General features: G+C 66.4%; 15 protein-coding genes. 8 read left to right on the top strand and 7 right to left on the bottom strand.

Annotated elements, in window-relative coordinates:
• The first annotated feature begins 42 nt into the window (after positions 1–42).
• Together queF and BM118_RS01370 are read left to right on the top strand one after the other, a co-directional pair.
• Complete coding sequence (gene queF / locus BM118_RS01375; RefSeq protein WP_177233928.1) at positions 43–495, top strand: preQ(1) synthase; 453 nt, start codon at positions 43–45, stop codon at positions 493–495.
• Between the two features lie 16 nt (positions 496–511).
• Positions 512–1309 carry a substrate-binding domain-containing protein gene (locus tag BM118_RS01370; protein ID WP_092181209.1) on the top strand — a complete coding sequence of 266 codons (798 nt, stop codon included), beginning with the start codon at positions 512–514 and terminating at the stop codon, positions 1307–1309.
• A gap of 168 nt (positions 1310–1477) precedes the next feature.
• Here the strand turns inward: BM118_RS01370 and glsA are convergent, their stop codons facing one another.
• The 4 genes from glsA to BM118_RS01350 form a co-directional block, all read right to left on the bottom strand.
• The gene (gene glsA / locus BM118_RS01365) at positions 1478–3352 is read right to left on the bottom strand and encodes a glutaminase A (protein ID WP_092181206.1); all 1875 of its coding nucleotides are present in this window, start codon (positions 3350–3352) and stop codon (positions 1478–1480) included.
• Positions 3353–3460: 108 nt separating this feature from the next.
• Positions 3461–4666, bottom strand: coding sequence for an MFS transporter (locus BM118_RS01360; protein ID WP_092181203.1), 1206 nt, complete (start codon positions 4664–4666; stop codon positions 3461–3463).
• Complete coding sequence (gene kdsA / locus BM118_RS01355) at positions 4666–5514, bottom strand: 3-deoxy-8-phosphooctulonate synthase (protein WP_092181200.1); 849 nt, start codon at positions 5512–5514, stop codon at positions 4666–4668. The genes BM118_RS01360 and kdsA overlap by 1 nt, the downstream gene beginning before the upstream one ends.
• Positions 5515–5637: 123 nt before the next feature.
• Positions 5638–5964: an NIPSNAP family protein gene (locus BM118_RS01350; protein WP_092181197.1), complete on the bottom strand. Its 327-nt coding sequence runs from the start codon at positions 5962–5964 to the stop codon at positions 5638–5640.
• A 197-nt stretch (positions 5965–6161) separates the two neighbouring features.
• Here BM118_RS01350 and BM118_RS01345 point away from each other — a divergent pair, with 197 nt between their 5' ends.
• The 3 genes from BM118_RS01345 to BM118_RS01335 all read left to right on the top strand — a co-directional run bounded on the left by BM118_RS01345 (position 6162) and on the right by BM118_RS01335 (position 8983).
• A complete protein-coding gene (locus BM118_RS01345) occupies positions 6162–6836 on the top strand; it encodes a response regulator (RefSeq protein WP_092181194.1) in 675 nt (224 codons plus the stop codon).
• A complete protein-coding gene (locus BM118_RS01340) occupies positions 6833–8209 on the top strand; it encodes a sensor histidine kinase (RefSeq protein WP_092181191.1) in 1377 nt (458 codons plus the stop codon). Before BM118_RS01345 ends, BM118_RS01340 begins: the two co-directional genes overlap by 4 nt.
• Before the next feature lie 111 nt (positions 8210–8320).
• Complete coding sequence (locus BM118_RS01335) at positions 8321–8983, top strand: class I SAM-dependent methyltransferase (RefSeq protein WP_177233927.1); 663 nt, start codon at positions 8321–8323, stop codon at positions 8981–8983.
• A gap of 4 nt (positions 8984–8987) precedes the next feature.
• Here the strand turns inward: BM118_RS01335 and BM118_RS01330 are convergent, their stop codons facing one another.
• The 3 genes from BM118_RS01330 to tpiA form a co-directional block, all read right to left on the bottom strand.
• The gene (locus BM118_RS01330; RefSeq protein ID WP_011087573.1) at positions 8988–10619 is read right to left on the bottom strand and encodes a CTP synthase; all 1632 of its coding nucleotides are present in this window, start codon (positions 10617–10619) and stop codon (positions 8988–8990) included.
• A 166-nt stretch (positions 10620–10785) separates the two neighbouring features.
• Positions 10786–11172 (bottom strand): preprotein translocase subunit SecG, encoded by a 387-nt coding sequence (gene secG, locus BM118_RS01325; RefSeq protein WP_027545834.1) that lies wholly within the window; start codon positions 11170–11172, stop codon positions 10786–10788.
• Positions 11173–11312: 140 nt separating this feature from the next.
• Positions 11313–12068: a triose-phosphate isomerase gene (gene tpiA / locus BM118_RS01320; protein ID WP_092181185.1), complete on the bottom strand. Its 756-nt coding sequence runs from the start codon at positions 12066–12068 to the stop codon at positions 11313–11315.
• A gap of 223 nt (positions 12069–12291) precedes the next feature.
• Here tpiA and BM118_RS01310 point away from each other — a divergent pair, with 223 nt between their 5' ends.
• From BM118_RS01310 to trpC, 3 genes are read left to right on the top strand one after another with little or no spacing between them, the layout of a single operon-like run.
• Complete coding sequence (locus BM118_RS01310) at positions 12292–14190, top strand: SurA N-terminal domain-containing protein (protein WP_092181179.1); 1899 nt, start codon at positions 12292–12294, stop codon at positions 14188–14190.
• Positions 14191–14204: 14 nt separating this feature from the next.
• Entirely contained in the window at positions 14205–15218 is a 1014-nt protein-coding gene (gene trpD, locus BM118_RS01305; RefSeq protein WP_092181176.1) for an anthranilate phosphoribosyltransferase, read from the top strand.
• A 7-nt stretch (positions 15219–15225) separates the two neighbouring features.
• Entirely contained in the window at positions 15226–16047 is an 822-nt protein-coding gene (gene trpC, locus BM118_RS01300) for an indole-3-glycerol phosphate synthase TrpC (protein WP_092181174.1), read from the top strand.

The following is a 16047-nucleotide window of genomic DNA, read 5'->3' as shown; positions in this document are numbered from 1 at the left end:
CAATTGCGTCCATCCCGGCATCCGCAAAAGGATGTGACGACGATGGCGAAAAAATCCCTCCAGCTCGGCCGCGCGGTCGAGTGGCCGCACACACCGGAAGAAGCCCAGCTCGACCGCGTGCCCAATCCGCAAAAGGGCACCGACTATCTGGTGCGCTTCACCGTGCCGGAATTCACCTCGCTGTGCCCGGTCACGGGACAACCGGATTTCGCGCATCTGATGATCGACTACGCACCCGGCCCATGGCTGCTGGAGTCGAAGTCGCTGAAACTCTACATCGCGAGCTTCCGCAATCACGGCGCCTTCCACGAGGACTGCACGGTGATGATCGGCAAGCGCATCGCCGCGGAGATCAAGCCGAAATGGCTTCGCATCGGCGGCTACTGGTATCCGCGCGGCGGCATTCCGATCGACGTGTTCTGGCAGACCGGCCGCGTGCCGAAGGGCCTGTGGGTGCCGGAGCAAGGCGTCGCGCCCTATCGCGGCCGGGGTTAGTTGGAGACGAACGACAATGAAATCGACATCGGCAACATTCCGTAACCTTGCCTTGGGCCTTCTGGGCCTCCTGTGGCTCACCGGCGCGTCCGACGCTGCCGAGGTCCGGGTGATGATTTCCGGCGGTCTGACGGCTGCCTATCAGGCACTCGTGCCGGAGTTCGAGAAAGCCACCGGCCACAAGGTGCTGACGGCGTTCGGGCCTTCGATGGGCACCACCACCAATGCGATCCCGGTCCGGCTGGAGCGCGGCGAACCGGCCGATGTCCTGATCATGGTGGGCTATGCCCTCACCGACCTCGCCGGCAAGGGTAAGGTCGTTGCCGGCAGCCAGGTCGATCTGACCAGATCGCCGATCGGGATCGCGGTGAAGTCGGGCGCGCCGAAGCCGGACATCAGCTCGACGGAGGCAGTCAAGCGTGCGCTGCTGGCGGCAAAGACAATCGCTTACTCGGATAGCGCCAGCGGCGTCTACGTCTCGACCGAGATGTTCGACAAGCTCGGCATTGCCGATGTCATGAAGGACAAGGCGCGCAAGATCCCGGCCACGCCGGTCGGCGAGATCGTCGCGCATGGTGAGGCCGAACTGGGCTTTCAGCAGATCAGCGAACTGAAGCCCGTGAAGGGCATCGATATCGTCGGACCGCTGCCGAACGAATTGCAGAAGATCACGATCTTCTCAGCCGGCATCGCCACCGGTTCGAAGGAGCCCGAGGCCGGCCGGGCCTTGATCAAGTTCCTCGCCTCCCCCGCCGCCCGCGACACGATCATCGCGAGCGGCATGGAGCCGATCCCCGCTGGTGGAGCGAATTAACGCAGGCCGGAACCTCATTCGTGTCCCGGACGCGGTGCAGCGTGAAACGCTGCTCCGCAAAGCCGGGAGCCAGCGCCACAATGGACCCCGGATCAGCAACGCACCGCGCCGCAAGTGCGGCGCGCTGCGCTGCATCCGGGGAACGAGCCGCCGATTGTCCGTGGCGGGTCAATACGCGCTCAGCAAATCCACCTTCGCATTCGCGAGCACCAGCCGCCGCGCCAGGATCGCGGCGAGGTTGCGCATGATCTTGAGCGACGTCTCCGGGTGCACGCGGCGGTAGTCGGCAAAGCTGTCGAGCGGCAGTTCGAGGCAGGCAACTGGCGTATCGGCAAACACGTCGGCGCTGCGGGTTCTCTCCAGGATGGCCATCTCGCCGAACTCCATGCCGGGGCCGAGCGAGGCCAGCCGCACGCCGCTCCGCAGCTTCACGCTGACCATGCCACTCTGGAGGAAGAACAGCGAATTGGCGGGCTCGCCGGCGGCGACGATGCGCTGGCCGGCGGTGTAGTGGCGCGTGGTCGATAGCTTCACGATGGCGGCGATCTCGTCCGCGTCGAGCTCGGCCAGCAGCGCCTGCTCGCCGAGATGCGCGCTCTCCTTCACGTCGGTGAAGCCGCCGAAGCGGTAGATCACCTGGTCCTCGGCCCATTCGATGGCATCGTCAAGCAGCGCGAAGCGGCGCAGCCGGCGCGGATCCCCGATCCGCGCGGAGATCGCGGCCCAGACCGCGGAGGTCTCCTCGAGGCCGGACAGAATCGTCGTGACGCCGGCATTGCCGAGCGCCGTCAGCGTCTCGCCGAGAAGCTCCGCACCGGCCGCGGTGATGTCGGGCACGCGGCGGAAATCGATGATCAACAGCGGCGCGTTCGGCGGCTCGCTGCTGAGTCTTCGCGTGACGTAATCGATGGTGCCGAAATTCAGCGCGCCGACGAGCTCGAGGATGCGGATGTCGCTGTGACGCTCGTCGAGAATCTGCTGCTCGTGCGGCTGGCGGCTGCGACGCGAGGAGATGCCGTAGACGTCGTAGTCCGCCATGATGCTGGTGCGGACGTCGGCGTTGCGGTTGAGCATGTGCAGATCGAACCGCGCCGACAGCGCCTCGCAGACCTTCAGGCCGCGCACGCTGTTGAAGTGATTGTCGAGCAGCGGCGAGAAGGTGCCCAGTCCCAGTTGCGAGGGCAGCGCCGCGACGATGCCGCCGCCGACGCCGCTCTTGGCGGGGATGCCGACGCGATAGGTCCACTCGCCCGCATAGTCGTACATGCCCGAGCTCGTCATCACCGACAGCGTGCGGGCGACGATGTGCGGCGTGATCACCTGCGCGCCCGTCACCGGATTGATGCCGCGATTGGCGAGAGTTGCCGCCATCACCGCCAGGTCGCGCGCCGTCACCAGGATCGCGCATTGGCGGAAATAGACGTCGAGCACTGCGTCGACGTCGTCCGGCAGCACCGCGTAGTTACGCAACAGCCACGCGATCGCGCGGTTGCGGTTGCCGGTCGCGGTCTCGGAGGCATGCACGGCCTCGTCGACGCCGAGCTCGCGCCCGGCGAACTCGCTGAGCTTTGAGCGGACGCGTTCGAAGGCGCCCTTGCCGTCCACCTCGTAGATCAGGCCCGAGCAGGCAATCGCACCGGCATTGACCATGGGATTGAAGGGACGGTTGTCGTTGGTGAGCCGGATCGAATTGAAGGCCTCGCCGCTCGGCTCGACGCCGATGGTGGCCGAGACGCGCTCCTCGCCCACCGTCTCCAGCGCCAGTGCGAACACGAAGGCCTTCGAGACCGACTGGATCGTGAACGGCACCGCGCTGTCGCCGACCTCGTAGACATGGCCGTCGATGGTGACGAGCGCGATGCCGAAATGATCGGGGTTGGCGCGCTTCAGCTCGGGAATGTAATCGGCAAGCTCGCCCGAACCGTCGCTCCTGAACTCCTCGTGGCAATCGGTCAGGAAACGCCGCAGTGGCGGCCTGGTGGGATATCCGGCCGACCGGGTCGCGCCGGCTACGCTGGGCAAACGGTTGGGCTGGGCGTCCACGGTCTCGCACCTCGATTTGCCCAGAATAAAAGCAATTCGTGTGCCATGTATACGAGGCCGACGGTGTCGTGGTGGGGGACGATCCCCCCTAAGGGACCGAATAGTGTCTCAGCGCGCGTCGGATGGTGCACGCGGCTTGAGCAACCGGGCGCAGACGATGCCGAGGACCACCATGATCGCGGCGCTCGCGAACAGCGTCGGCATCTTGCCGCCGTGCTGGAGGCCGAAGCCGTAGGCGAGCGGCCCGACCGTCTGTCCCATGAAGAAAAAGAACGAATGCAGCGACAGCGCGGTGGCGCGCGCCTCGACCGACAGCTCGCTGGCGAACACCTGGAGACAGCCATGGGCGATGTAGAAGCCCCAGCCCATGACGACGAGGTTCAGCGCCTGCACTTCCCAGCGGGGACCGAAGGCCACGGCGACGAGCTGCGAGGCCACCAGCGTCATGCCCGCGATCATCATTCCCTTCATGCCGAGCCACGGCAGCAGGCGCGACACCGTCAGCGTGTAGAACAGGCCGCCGACCGCGAAGCCCGCGATGACGATGCCGGCGATCGAGAGCGAGGTCTGGCCGAGCTCGAACAGGAACGAGGCGATGTAGGGAAACAGGCCGAGCACGCAGCAGCCTTCGACGAACACCGCCGAATAGCACACATAGGCATTGGGGTTGGTGAAGATGGTGCGATAACCGGCCTTCAGCGCCGACAGGCTCGTCTTCGGCGGATGCTTGACCTTGGCGCCGCGAAAGCCGGCGGCGACCGCGATCGAGGCAACGATCACGAGCACGCCGAGCACCGCCAGCACGCCGCGCCAGCCGAGGAAGTCGCCGATCAGGCCTGAGGCCGAGGCACCCAGCAGATTGCCGGTCATGGCGCCGGCGAGCGTGCGGCTGATCGCGACCTGCCGCTTCTCCGGCCCGACCAGATCGCTGGTCAGGCTGAGCGCCACCGGAAACACGCCGCCGGAGCCGATGCCGGCAAGGATACGGGTCGCAAACAGAACCGAGAACGAGGTCGAGAGCGCGCCGAGAATATTGGCAAGGCCGAGCAGCGCGAGGCAGCCGATCATCAGCCGCGTCTTGCCGAACAGATCGGCGGCCGCGCCGACAATCGGCTGGATGATCGAGAAGGTGAAAGCGAACACCGCGGCAAAGCCCGCGGCGGTCGCGATGCTGACGCCAAAATCCTCGGCGACATGCGGCAGCACCGGATCGAGCGCACGCGCCGACAGCGCCGCGGCGAAGCTCGCGCCGGAGATGACGTAGAGCGCGGCCGGCAGACCGTGATCGTGCGGCCGCGCCTCGCCTTGCTGCATCAGCGCAGGTTCTTTGCGAGCGCGTCGAACGCCATCAGCCTGCGGATCAGCCCTTCGAACTCGCGCAGCGGCACCATGTTGGGGCCGTCGGAAGGTGCGCTATCGGGATCGGGATGGGTCTCGATGAAGACGCCGGCGACGCCGACCGCGACCGCCGCGCGCGCAAGTACCGGCACGAATTCGCGCTCGCCGCCGGAGGACGTTCCCTTCCCGCCCGGCTGCTGCACCGAATGGGTGGCGTCGAAGATCACGGGCGCACCGGTGGTGCGCGCCAGGATCGGCAGCGCGCGCATGTCGGAGACCAGCGTGTTGTAGCCGAAGGAGGCGCCACGCTCGGTGACGAGCACGTTCGGATTGTTCGCGCTCGTGATCTTGGTCACGACGTTCGCCATGTCCCAGGGTGCCAGGAACTGGCCCTTCTTGACGTTGACGACCTTGCCGGTCGCGGCCGCCGCCAGCAGCAGATCGGTCTGCCGGCACAGGAAGGCCGGGATCTGCAGGATGTCCACGGCCTGCGCCACCTCGGCGCATTGCGTGGCCTCGTGCACGTCGGTCAGCACCGGCAGGCCGAGCGAGGATCGGATCTCCGCGAAGATCGGCAGCGACTGCGCGAGCCCGAGCCCGCGCGCCGCCGACGCGCTGGTGCGGTTGGCCTTGTCGAACGACGTCTTGTAGACGAGGCCGACGTTCAGCCGTGCGGCGATCTCCTTCAGCGCAGAGGCCACCTCCAGCGCATGCTGGCGGCTTTCGAGCTGGCAGGGTCCGGCAATGATCGAGATCGGCAGATCATTGCCGAATTTGACCCGACCAATGGTGACAACCGGCGCCGCTGACGTCGAAGAGCTCAAGGCAAATCCCTCGTTTCCGCGCGACCATAACCGCCATCGGGGTCGGATCAACCCTATTCGGCCGGGCCGTCAGAATATCAGGGTTGCGCCAGGGTTCCCCGGCGCGCCCCTTGCGGGAAGCCGCTACCTGACCGCCGAGAAGGCGGTCGGCGCCAGGAGCTGGCTGACGATATTGCCGACGATCTGGCCGTCGGCCTCCGACTTCGCCCGCGCCTCGAGCCAGTCCGGATCGGTCATGAATGCGCCCCACTTCTTCTCGCGCTCGGCGAGCGACTCCCAGGCGAGGAAATAGGTCAGCTCCTGGTTGGATTCACCGATCAGCGTGGTGAAGAATCCGGCCTGGCGGATGCCGTGCTTCTCCCAGATCTTCAGCGTTGCCGTCTCGAACCGCTTGAGCAGCGCCGGCAAGCGGCCGGGCACGCAGCGATAGATGCGCATTTCGTAGATCATTCTGACTTCCTCCCCGAACGGATGGGGCGGTTATAACGGTTGGCCATGATGGTGTCTTGCGCTCTGCCCGATCGCCCCCGTGGCGTTTCGCGCATGGCTCGACAGCCCTTCGGCAACGCACCTCATCCGGCTCTCGCAATGCTGCCGCAATGATCGGGCCGCTAGAATGGCTTTGGTTGAAGCCCAGGTGCCGGATCATGCGGATTTTGCTCGTCGAGGATGAGGCGGAGATGGCCGGCGCGCTGGCGTCAGCGCTGAAGCGCTACGACATGGTGGTAGACCATGCCCCTACACTTGCCGAGGCGGAAGAGGCCATTTCCGCCGACGTCCATGTCGCGGTCCTGCTCGACCGCCAGCTCCCCGACGGCGACGGCCTTGCACTGATTCCGAAGCTCCGGGCGCGCGCCGACGGCGTGCCGATCATCGTCCTGACCGCGCGCGGCGAGCTCGCCGACCGGATCGCCGGGCTCGACAGCGGTGCCGACGATTATCTGGCCAAGCCGTTCGCGGTCGAAGAGCTGCTCGCGCGCCTGCGCGCCGTGATGCGGCGCCCCGCGGGACTTACGCCCGATGTCGTCCGCGCAGGCCGCCTCGCCTTCGATGTCGGCCATCGCGAGGCGAGCATCGACGGCCAGCCGTTCGAGCTGCCACGTCGCGAGCTGTTGGTGCTCGAGGCGCTGATCCGCCGCCTCGGCCGCACCGTGCTACGCTCGGCGCTGGAAGAGGCCGTCTACAATTTCGACGACGAGATCCAGTCGAACGCGCTGGACACGCATATTTCGCGGCTGCGCCGCAAGCTCGCCGAGGCGGATGCCGGCATCGAGATCCACGGCATTCGCGGCGTCGGCTATCTCCTGAAGAAGCTGCCATGAGCAGGCACGACGATCCCTATTGCCTGCGCTCGCGCCTGAGCTGGCGCCTGCTCTCGCTCCAGGCCGCGCTGCTCCTGGCACTCGTTGCCGTCGTCGTCGGCGCGCTGTGCGCGTCAGGATTTGTGCTCGCCGAGCGCGACGAGGATCGCGTGATCGACGTCGTGCAGCGCGCACTCGCACGCGACGCACAGGGCGGCCTGACCGTGCGGCCGACGCCCGAGCTCAAACAATTGCGTAGCGAGACACCAGACCTCTGGTTCCTGGTCCGCGACCGGCAGGGACATTCGCTCGCCGAAGGCGCCGTGCCGGCCGAATTCGCCGCGATCGGCGGCGGCCTCGACCAGATCAGCCAGGCGCGGCTCGGCTGGCAGCTGTTCGAGGACGATCCGCGCAAGCCGGCGGCGCGGCTGAAGCGGGTCGACACCGAGGCCGGCAATGTGCAGGTCATCACGGCGACGCAGGGCCGGCTGACCGGCGCCAAGGCGCTGGTCATGACATCGCTTGCATTCCTCGGCATCGCTCTGCCCGGCCTGCTGCTGATGGGAACCGCGACCTTCATCGCGACACCGATGATCGTGCAGCGCGCCTTCAGAGGACTCGATACGACCGCGGACCAGGCGCGTCGCATCGACATCCATCAGCGCGGCGCGCGCCTGTCGGTGGAGAGAATTCCGCTGGAGGTCGTGCCGCTCGTGACTGCGGTCAATGACGCGCTGGCGCGCCTCGACCAGGGCTATGCCCGCCACAAGCGTTTCGTCGCCGACGCCGCGCACGAGCTGCGCACGCCGATCGCGATCCTCAACACGCGTCTGGAGTCGCTTGCCCCGGGGCCGGACAAGACCCGGCTGCTGGAAGATGCCGCGCGGCTGGCGACGCTTGCCGAGCAGTTGCTGGACATTCAGCGGCTCGACCGCTGCGGCCATCCGTTCACGCGCGTCGACCTTGTCCGGGTCGCGCAAGGCGCGGCTGCCGACCTCGCGCCACTGGCGATTGCCGCCGGCTACGAGCTGGCGCTCGATGCACCCACGACGCCGATCGAGACGATCGGTGACGCGGCCGCGTTGGAACGCGCGCTGACCAACCTCGTGCAAAATGCGATCCAGCACGGCCCTCGCCGCGGCACCATCGGCATTCGCGTCAGCAGCGCCGCGAGCATCGAAGTCACGGACGAAGGTGCCGGCATTCCCGCCGAACAACGCGAGCAGATCTTCGAGCCGTTCTATCGGCTGACGCCGCTCGATCGCGGTGCCGGCCTCGGCCTCAACATGGTGCGCGAGATCGTGCACCTGCATGGCGGCCACGTCTCGGTCACGGACGGGCCGGACGGCGGCGCCTGTTTCAGAATAACGCTGCGCCCAATCCCGCAGGATTGATTCAATCCGCCTGCGCCCCTCACAGCGCAATGCTGTCGCAATGCACGGCCGTGACACTGCATCCGCCTCACCTCTGATCTTTCGAGGTGCAACCAAGATGCCGGAGTGCACATGCCCAACGATTTCCTCTCCTTCTTCCTGTCCTGGATGTCGGCCCCGCGTCGGGTCGGCGCGATCGCGCCATCAGGTGCGGCACTCGCCGATCTGATCACGCGCGAGATCACCGCATCGACCGGTCCGATCCTCGAGCTCGGCCCCGGCACCGGCGCATTCACCTACAAGCTCCTGAAACGCGGCGTGCGCCAGCAGGACCTCACGCTGATCGAATACGGCTCCGACTTCATGAAGCTCCTGCAAATGCGTTTTCCCGGGGCGCGCGTCTTGTGGATGGACGCGGGGCGGCTGACCACGGAGCGCCTCTATGACGGCGCGCCCGTCGGCGCGGTCATAAGCGGCCTGCCGCTGCTCAACATGTCGACGCGCAAGGTCGTCTCGATCGTCAGTGGTGCGTTCAACTATGTCCGCCCCGGCGGCGCCTTCTACCAGTTCACCTATGGCATGAGCTGCCCGGTGCCGCGGCCCGTGCTCGACCGGCTGGGCCTGCGCGCAAAGCTCGTGGATCGCGCCTTGCTGAACGTGCCGCCCGCCGCCGTCTACAGGCTGACGCGGCGACCGCAGATGAAGCTGATCGCGGGATCGCTTGCGCCTGAACCATCAACGCGGGCCGCGTTGGAGCCGATGCATCAAGCGCGCGACTACTCCGCCGCGCGCTGAGCCATCAGACCAGCCGGCTCTGCACCATCGCCGCCTGAATGAACGAGGCGAAGAGCGGATGCGGCTCAAACGGCCGCGACTTCAGCTCGGGGTGGAACTGGACGCCGATGAACCAGGGATGATCCTCGTATTCGACGATCTCCGGCAGGACGCCGTCGGGCGACAACCCTGAGAATTTCAGGCCGTGCTGCTCGAGACGGTCCTTGTACGCGGTGTTCACCTCGTAGCGGTGGCGGTGGCGTTCGGAGATCTCGGTCGCGCCGCCATAGACCTGCGAGACGCGGCTGCCGCGGTTGAGCGCCGCCGGATAGGCGCCGAGCCGCATCGTGCCGCCGAGATCGCCGGCCTGCGAGCGCTTCTCGAGCTCGTTGCCGCGCAGCCACTCCGTCATCAGACCGACCAGCGGCTCCTTGGTCGGGCCGAATTCGGTGGAGTTGGCGTCCTCGATGCCGACGAGATTTCGCGCGGCTTCGATCACCGCCATCTGCATGCCGAAGCAGATGCCGAAATACGGCACGTCACGCTCGCGCGCGAACTGCGCCGCACGGATCTTGCCTTCCGCGCCGCGCTGGCCGAATCCGCCGGGCACCAGGATGCCGTTGACGTGCTCGAGGAACGGCGCGGGATCTTCCTTCTCGAAGATCTCGCTCTCGATCCAGTCGAGATTGACCTTCACCTTGTTGGCGATGCCGCCATGCGAGAGCGCCTCGATCAGCGACTTATACGCGTCCTTCATGCCGGTGTATTTGCCGACGATGGCGATGGTGACGTTGCCTTCGGGATTGCGCACGCGCTCGTTGATCTGCTGCCAGCTCCGCAGCTCCGGCGGAATCCGCGAGGCGATGCCGAAAGCGGCGAGCACTTCGTCGTCGAGGCCCGCATTGTGGTAAGCCTCAGGGACGGCATAGATGTTGTCGACGTCGCGCGCCTCGATCACCGCGCTTTCACGCACGTTGCAGAACAGCCCGAGCTTGCGCCGCTCTTCCTTCGGGATCTCGCGGTCGGTGCGGCAGAGCAGGATGTCCGGCTGAATGCCGATCGAGCGCAGCTCCTTCACCGAGTGCTGCGTCGGCTTCGTCTTCAATTCGCCTGCGCTCGGAATGTAGGGCAGCAGCGTGAGATGGATGTAAACGGCATGATCGCGCGGCAGATCGTTCTTGAGCTGCCGGATCGCCTCGAAGAACGGCAGGCCCTCGATGTCGCCGACGGTGCCGCCGATCTCGACCAGCACGAAATCGTAGTCGTCATTGCCGTCGAGGACGAATTCCTTGATGGCGTTGGTGACGTGCGGAACCACCTGGATGGTCGCGCCGAGATAATCGCCGCGGCGCTCCTTGGTGATGATGTCCTGGTAGATGCGCCCCGTCGTGATGTTGTCGGCCTTGGTCGCCGGCCGCCCGGTGAAGCGCTCGTAGTGACCGAGATCGAGATCGGTCTCCGCGCCGTCATCGGTCACGAACACTTCGCCATGCTGATACGGCGACATCGTTCCGGGATCGAGGTTGAGATAGGGGTCGAGCTTACGGAGGCGGACCTTGTAGCCCCGGGCCTGCAACAGTGCACCGAGTGCCGCTGAAGCCAGACCCTTGCCGAGCGAAGAAACCACGCCGCCGGTGATGAATATGTACCGCGCCATGGGACTTAACCTCTAATCCCTCGAATTCGATTCGCCAAAGCGATTCGTATTCCGCCCCAAAGATTTTGCGGGCCTGTGGGTGAACCGGAACGAAGAGTGGTGACAGTGCCTTGATGGGGATTGTTGATGCAGAACGGTAGAAGCCGCCCTGCATGGCCCCCCTGCTTTATTGCGAACGAGGCACCTGCGGGCCGCTCGGCGCTGCCGGCGCCTGCTGCTCGTCGGCCTTCTTCAGCGAATCCAGGATGCCCCCCGAGGTCGGCGGTGCAATCGGCGAGCCGCCGGCCGGCTGGCCCTGCGATGCCGGCTGGCCAATGATCGACGACGGCGCGCGGTTGTATCCGGCGTACCAGGACAGGAACAGGCTGGTCAGGAAGAAGCCGGCGGCGAGGATCGCAGTCGTCCGCGACAGAAGATTCGCGGTGCCGCGGCTCGACATGAAGCCCGCGCCGCCGCCCATGCCGAGGCCGCCGCCTTCCGACTTCTGGAGCAGGACGGCGCCGATCATGACGGCGACGATCATGAGGTGAATGACGATAACAACAGTCTGCATAGTGCCCTTCCGTCACAAGCCGACAGCGCCGAGACGGCGGCCGATCGCGCTTCGCGGGTTTTCCTGAAGTTGCGCGGTGTTACACGATCGGAAACGGCATTGCCACCCCCGATCGGGTCCGGACCAACGGTTTGGATTAGCTAGGGACAGCCCTTGGCGATCGCAAGGAAATCGGCCGCCTTGAGGCTGGCGCCACCCACCAGCGCCCCGTTGACGTTCTTCACGGCCATCAGCTCGGCCGCGTTCGACGGCTTGACCGAGCCGCCATAGAGGATCCGCATCTTCGCGCCGTCCGCCCTAAACCGGGAGGTCAGGAATTCCCGGATAAACCCATGAATCTGCTCGACATCCTGGGCCGTGGGGGTCAGGCCGGTGCCGATCGCCCAGACTGGCTCATAGGCGACGACCAGGTTGGCCGCGGTAGAGCCGTCCGGCAGCGAGCCGTCGAGCTGGCCGCGCAGGATGTCCAGGGTCTGGCCGGCATCGCGCTGGGCTTGCGTCTCGCCGATGCAGACGATCGCCGTCACCCCGGCCCGCCAGGCGGCTTCCGCCTTCTGCCGCACCAAAGCATCGCCCTCGCCATGGTCCGCGCGGCGCTCGGAATGGCCGACGATGATGGCGGTCACGCCCGCATCCGCCAGCATTTCGGCGGCGATATCGCCGGTATGGGCGCCGGAGGCCTTGGGGTGGCAATCCTGGGCCCCCACCGCGACCTTCTTGCCGCGCGCCTTGTCGGCAAAGGCGGCGATCAGGGTCGCCGGCGGGCAGACCAGCAGATCGGCCTTGGCGGCCACGTCTGCCGCGCCATTGAGCATGGCGTCGAATTCGGCAGCGGAGGCCTTCAGCCCGTTCATTTTCCAGTTGCCGGCGATCAGCGGTCGGATGGCGTCGGTCATGTCCATTTCCAGCAAAATGAGGTTTCTGCATGCGCTAGCAGAGCTGCTGCGGCAGTTCCAGAGACCAGGGGCTTTTAACCGCAGCTTCGTGAGGCCGCGTGAGCTGAGGTTGCGGGGGGAAAGCCGCCACTTTATGATGATTGATCAATTTGGTGACGCGCTTTTGCGGAATCTGCATTAAGACGCGCTCCCGTTCCCCTCCTGACCAAACAAGTTGGACCAAATGCTTCGAGGAATGCGCAAGGCCTCATCAAACTGGCTCGGCAAGACCATTATGGCCGTGGTGATGGGCGTGTTGATCGTCAGTTTCGGCATTTGGGGCATCGCCGACATCTTCAAGGGCTTCGGGCAGTCCACGGTGGCCAAGGTCGGCCACACTGAGATTTCGCTGAACGAGTTCCGCCAGATCTATACCGACCGCCTGCAACAGATCAGCCGCCAGTTCGGCCGTCCGCTGACGCCTGATCAGGCCCGCGCCTTCGGCCTCGACCGTCAGGTGCTGCAGCAGACGATCGCGGAAGCAGCTCTCGACGAAGAGGCGCGCCGGCTCGGGCTCGGCCAGTCCGACGACCAGATCCGCCAGGTCATCATGAACGACCCCAACTTCAAGGGCGTCGGCGGCAGCTTCGATCCGAACCGCTTCCAGGCCGTGATCCGCAACTTCGGCTACACCGAGCAGCGCTACGTCTCCGACCAGCGCAAGGTGTCGCTGCGCCGGCAGATCACCGGCACGATCGGCGCCGGCCTCGAGCCGCCGAAGACGATGATCGACGTCCTGACGCGCTTCCAGAACGAGCAGCGCGCCATCGAGTTCGTCAGGCTCGACGCCGCCCAGGCAGGCACCATCGATGCGCCCTCGCCCGAGGCGATCGCCGCCTATTTCGAGGATCACAAGGTCCAGTTCCGCGCGCCCGAATATCGCAAGATCGCCTTCGTCGTGATCTCGCCGGAAGAGATCGGCAAATGGACCGAAGTCTCCGACGAGGACGCGAAGAAAGTGTTCGAACAGCGCAAGGACCGGCTCGGCACGCCGGAGAAGCGCCAGATCCACCAGATCGTGTTCCCCAACGCGGCCGAGGCGCAGACCGCACGCGAGCGCCTCGCCGGCGGAATGTCGTTCGAGGATCTCGGCAAGGAGCGCGGACTGAGCGCCTCCGACGTCGATCTCGGGCTCGTCACCAAATCGTCGCTCGACCCGGCGGTGGGCGATGCCGCCTTCGCGCTTGCCGCGGGCGAGATCAGCCAGCCGATCCAGGGCCGTCTCGGCACCGCGATCGTCAAGGTCGACAAGATCGAGCCGGGCGTCGAGGCGAACTACGCCAGCCTCGTCGGCGACATCAAGCGCGAGATCGCGACCGAGCGCGCGCGCGTCAAGGTCGCCGATCTCCGCGACAAGATGGAAGACGAACGCGGCGGCGGCTCCAGCGTGATCGACGCGGCGCAGAAGCTCGGCCTCACCGCCGTGACCATCGACGCCGTCGACCGCTCCGGCCGCGCCCCGAACGGCCAGCCCGTCGCCAACATCCCGCAGGGCCTCGACGTGGTGTCGCAGGCCTTCAACACCGACGTCGGCGTCGACAACGACGCTATCTCGTTCAAGGGCGGCTATGTCTGGTACGACGTGCTCGCCATCACGCCCTCGCGCGATCGCAATCTCGACGAGGTCCGCGACCAGGTCGAGGCCCGCTGGCGCCAGGACCAGATCGCGACCAAGCTGAAGGCCAAGGCGACCGAGATGGTGCAGAAGCTCGAAGCGGGCGGCAAGCTTGCCGATGAAGCCGCAGCGATCGGCGTCAAGGTCGAGACCGCGACCGGGTTCAAGCGCGACGACTCGCCCGCCGGGGTGCCCGGCACCGTCGTGGCGGCCGCCTTCCGTACCGCCAAGGACGGCGTCGGACAGACGCCCGTGAGCGGCGGCAGCGAAGCGATCGTCTTCCGCGTCACCGACATCGTCGATCCCGCGTTCGACGCCGCCTCCGACGCGGTCAAGAAGCTGAAAGACAGCCTCGACCGGGCGCAGACCGAGGAGCAGGTCGCCGCCTACGTCAACAAGCTTGAAACCGACATCGGGACCACCATTAATCAGGCCGCCTTCGCGCAGGTGACCGGCGCGAACCAGTGAGTTGAAAGCACGCGATGGACGACCTGAAATCGATCATTGGAAAAGTGGCGACCGGCGCCAGCCTGTCGCGTGACGAAGCGGCTTCCGCCTTCGACGCCATGATGTCGGGCGAAGCCACGCCCTCGCAGATGGGCGGCCTGCTGATGGCGCTGCGGGTGCGCGGCGAGACCGTGGACGAGATCACCGGCGCGGTCGCGGCGATGCGGTCAAAGATGCTGACCGTGACGGCACCGCCCGACGCCATCGACATCGTCGGCACCGGCGGCGACGGCTCCGGCTCGGTCAACGTCTCGACCTGCGCCTCCTTCATCGTCTCGGGCGCCGGCGTGCCGGTGGCCAAGCACGGCAACCGCGCACTGTCCTCGCGCTCGGGCGCCGCCGACGTGCTGGCCTCGCTCGGGGTGAAGATCGACCTCAGGCCGGAGCACGTCGGACGTTGCGTGCGCGAATGCGGCATCGGCTTCATGTTCGCCCCTGCCCACCATCCCGCCATGAAGAACGTCGGCCCGACCCGGGTCGAGCTCGCCACCCGCACGATCTTCAATCTGCTCGGCCCCTTGTCCAATCCGGCCGGCGTGAAGCGGCAGATGGTCGGCGTGTTCTCGCGGCAATGGGTGCAGCCGCTGGCGCAGGTGCTCAAGAACCTCGGCTCCGAATCCGCCTGGGTGGTGCACGGCTCCGACGGCCTCGACGAAATCACCCTCACCGGCCCGACTTTCGTGTCCTCGCTCCACAATGGCGAGATCAGGAACTTCGAGGTGACGCCGGAGGAAGCGGGGCTGCCGCGCTGCGAGCCCGGTGCGCTCAAGGGAGGAGACGCCGACGCCAATGCGATTGCGCTGCAAAGCGTGCTCAACGGCAAGCCGAGCCCCTACCGCGACGTGGCACTGATGAACGCGGCGGCCGCGCTGGTCGTGGCCGGGCGTGCCAATGACCTCAAGGAGGGCGTCGCGATCGGCGTAAAATCGCTCGACAGCGGCGCGGCGAACGCACGGCTGAAGCACCTGATCGCGGTCTCCAACGGCTGAGCCTGACATGTCGGATATCCTGACCAAGATCGAGACGTACAAGCGCGAAGAGATCGCGGCTGCCAAGCGCGCGCAGCCGCTCTCCGTTGTCGAAGCAAGGGCCAAGGCGCAAGGAGCCCCACGCGGCTTCCTGCGCGCCATCAAGGCCAAGCATGCCGACGGCGACTTCGCGCTGATCGCCGAGGTCAAGAAGGCCTCGCCGTCGAAGGGGCTGATCCGCGCCGATTTCGATCCGCCAGAGCTAGCCAAGGCCTATGAGGCCGGCGGCGCCGCCTGCCTCTCGGTGCTGACGGACGCGCCGTCGTTCCAGGGCCATCTCGACTTCATGGTGGCCGCGCGTGCGGCGACGTCACTGCCGGTGCTGCGCAAGGACTTCATGTTCGACGCCTATCAGGTGGTCGAAGCCCGCGCGCATGGCGCCGACTGCATCCTGATCATCATGGCCGCGCTCGACGACGCCACCGCCAGGGATTTGGAAGACACGGCTATCGCCTATGGCATGGATGTGCTGATCGAGATCCATGACCGCGCCGAGCTCGACCGCGCGCTCAAGCTTCGCTCGCCGATGATCGGCGTCAACAACCGGAACCTGCGCACCTTCGAGACCACGCTCGCGACCAGCGAAGCATTGGCGCCGCTGATCCCCGGGGACCGGCTGATGGTCGGCGAGAGCGGCATCTTCACGCCCGCCGACCTCGCCCGGCTCGAGCGCGTCGGCATGTCGACCTTCCTGGTCGGCGAGAGCCTGATGCGGCAGGCTGACGTGACCGCCGCCACGCGTACGCTGCTTGCGCGCGAGACGACAGCCCGCGCGACCGGTACGCGCTGA

The organism is Bradyrhizobium sp. cf659 (assembly GCF_900113725.1).
Lineage (GTDB): Bacteria > Pseudomonadota > Alphaproteobacteria > Rhizobiales > Xanthobacteraceae > Bradyrhizobium.
The sequence above is the reverse complement of the archived record's forward strand: the minus strand, read 5'-3'. Positions and strand labels throughout refer to the sequence as shown.

Coding starts and splice junctions, on each gene's coding strand:
- BM118_RS01350 (WP_092181197.1), bottom strand. CDS start 5,964: ATGATCTACGAAATGCGCATCTATCGCTGCGTGCCCGGCCGCTTGCCG.
- secG (WP_027545834.1), bottom strand. CDS start 11,172: ATGCAGACTGTTGTTATCGTCATTCACCTCATGATCGTCGCCGTCATG.
- trpD (WP_092181176.1), top strand. CDS start 14,205: ATGGACGACCTGAAATCGATCATTGGAAAAGTGGCGACCGGCGCCAGC.
- BM118_RS01330 (WP_011087573.1), bottom strand. CDS start 10,619: ATGGCGCGGTACATATTCATCACCGGCGGCGTGGTTTCTTCGCTCGGC.
- trpC (WP_092181174.1), top strand. CDS start 15,226: ATGTCGGATATCCTGACCAAGATCGAGACGTACAAGCGCGAAGAGATC.
- BM118_RS01370 (WP_092181209.1), top strand. CDS start 512: ATGAAATCGACATCGGCAACATTCCGTAACCTTGCCTTGGGCCTTCTG.
- BM118_RS01340 (WP_092181191.1), top strand. CDS start 6,833: ATGAGCAGGCACGACGATCCCTATTGCCTGCGCTCGCGCCTGAGCTGG.
- BM118_RS01310 (WP_092181179.1), top strand. CDS start 12,292: ATGCTTCGAGGAATGCGCAAGGCCTCATCAAACTGGCTCGGCAAGACC.
- queF (WP_177233928.1), top strand. CDS start 43: ATGGCGAAAAAATCCCTCCAGCTCGGCCGCGCGGTCGAGTGGCCGCAC.
- tpiA (WP_092181185.1), bottom strand. CDS start 12,068: ATGACCGACGCCATCCGACCGCTGATCGCCGGCAACTGGAAAATGAAC.
- BM118_RS01345 (WP_092181194.1), top strand. CDS start 6,162: ATGCGGATTTTGCTCGTCGAGGATGAGGCGGAGATGGCCGGCGCGCTG.
- BM118_RS01360 (WP_092181203.1), bottom strand. CDS start 4,666: ATGCAGCAAGGCGAGGCGCGGCCGCACGATCACGGTCTGCCGGCCGCG.
- BM118_RS01335 (WP_177233927.1), top strand. CDS start 8,321: ATGCCCAACGATTTCCTCTCCTTCTTCCTGTCCTGGATGTCGGCCCCG.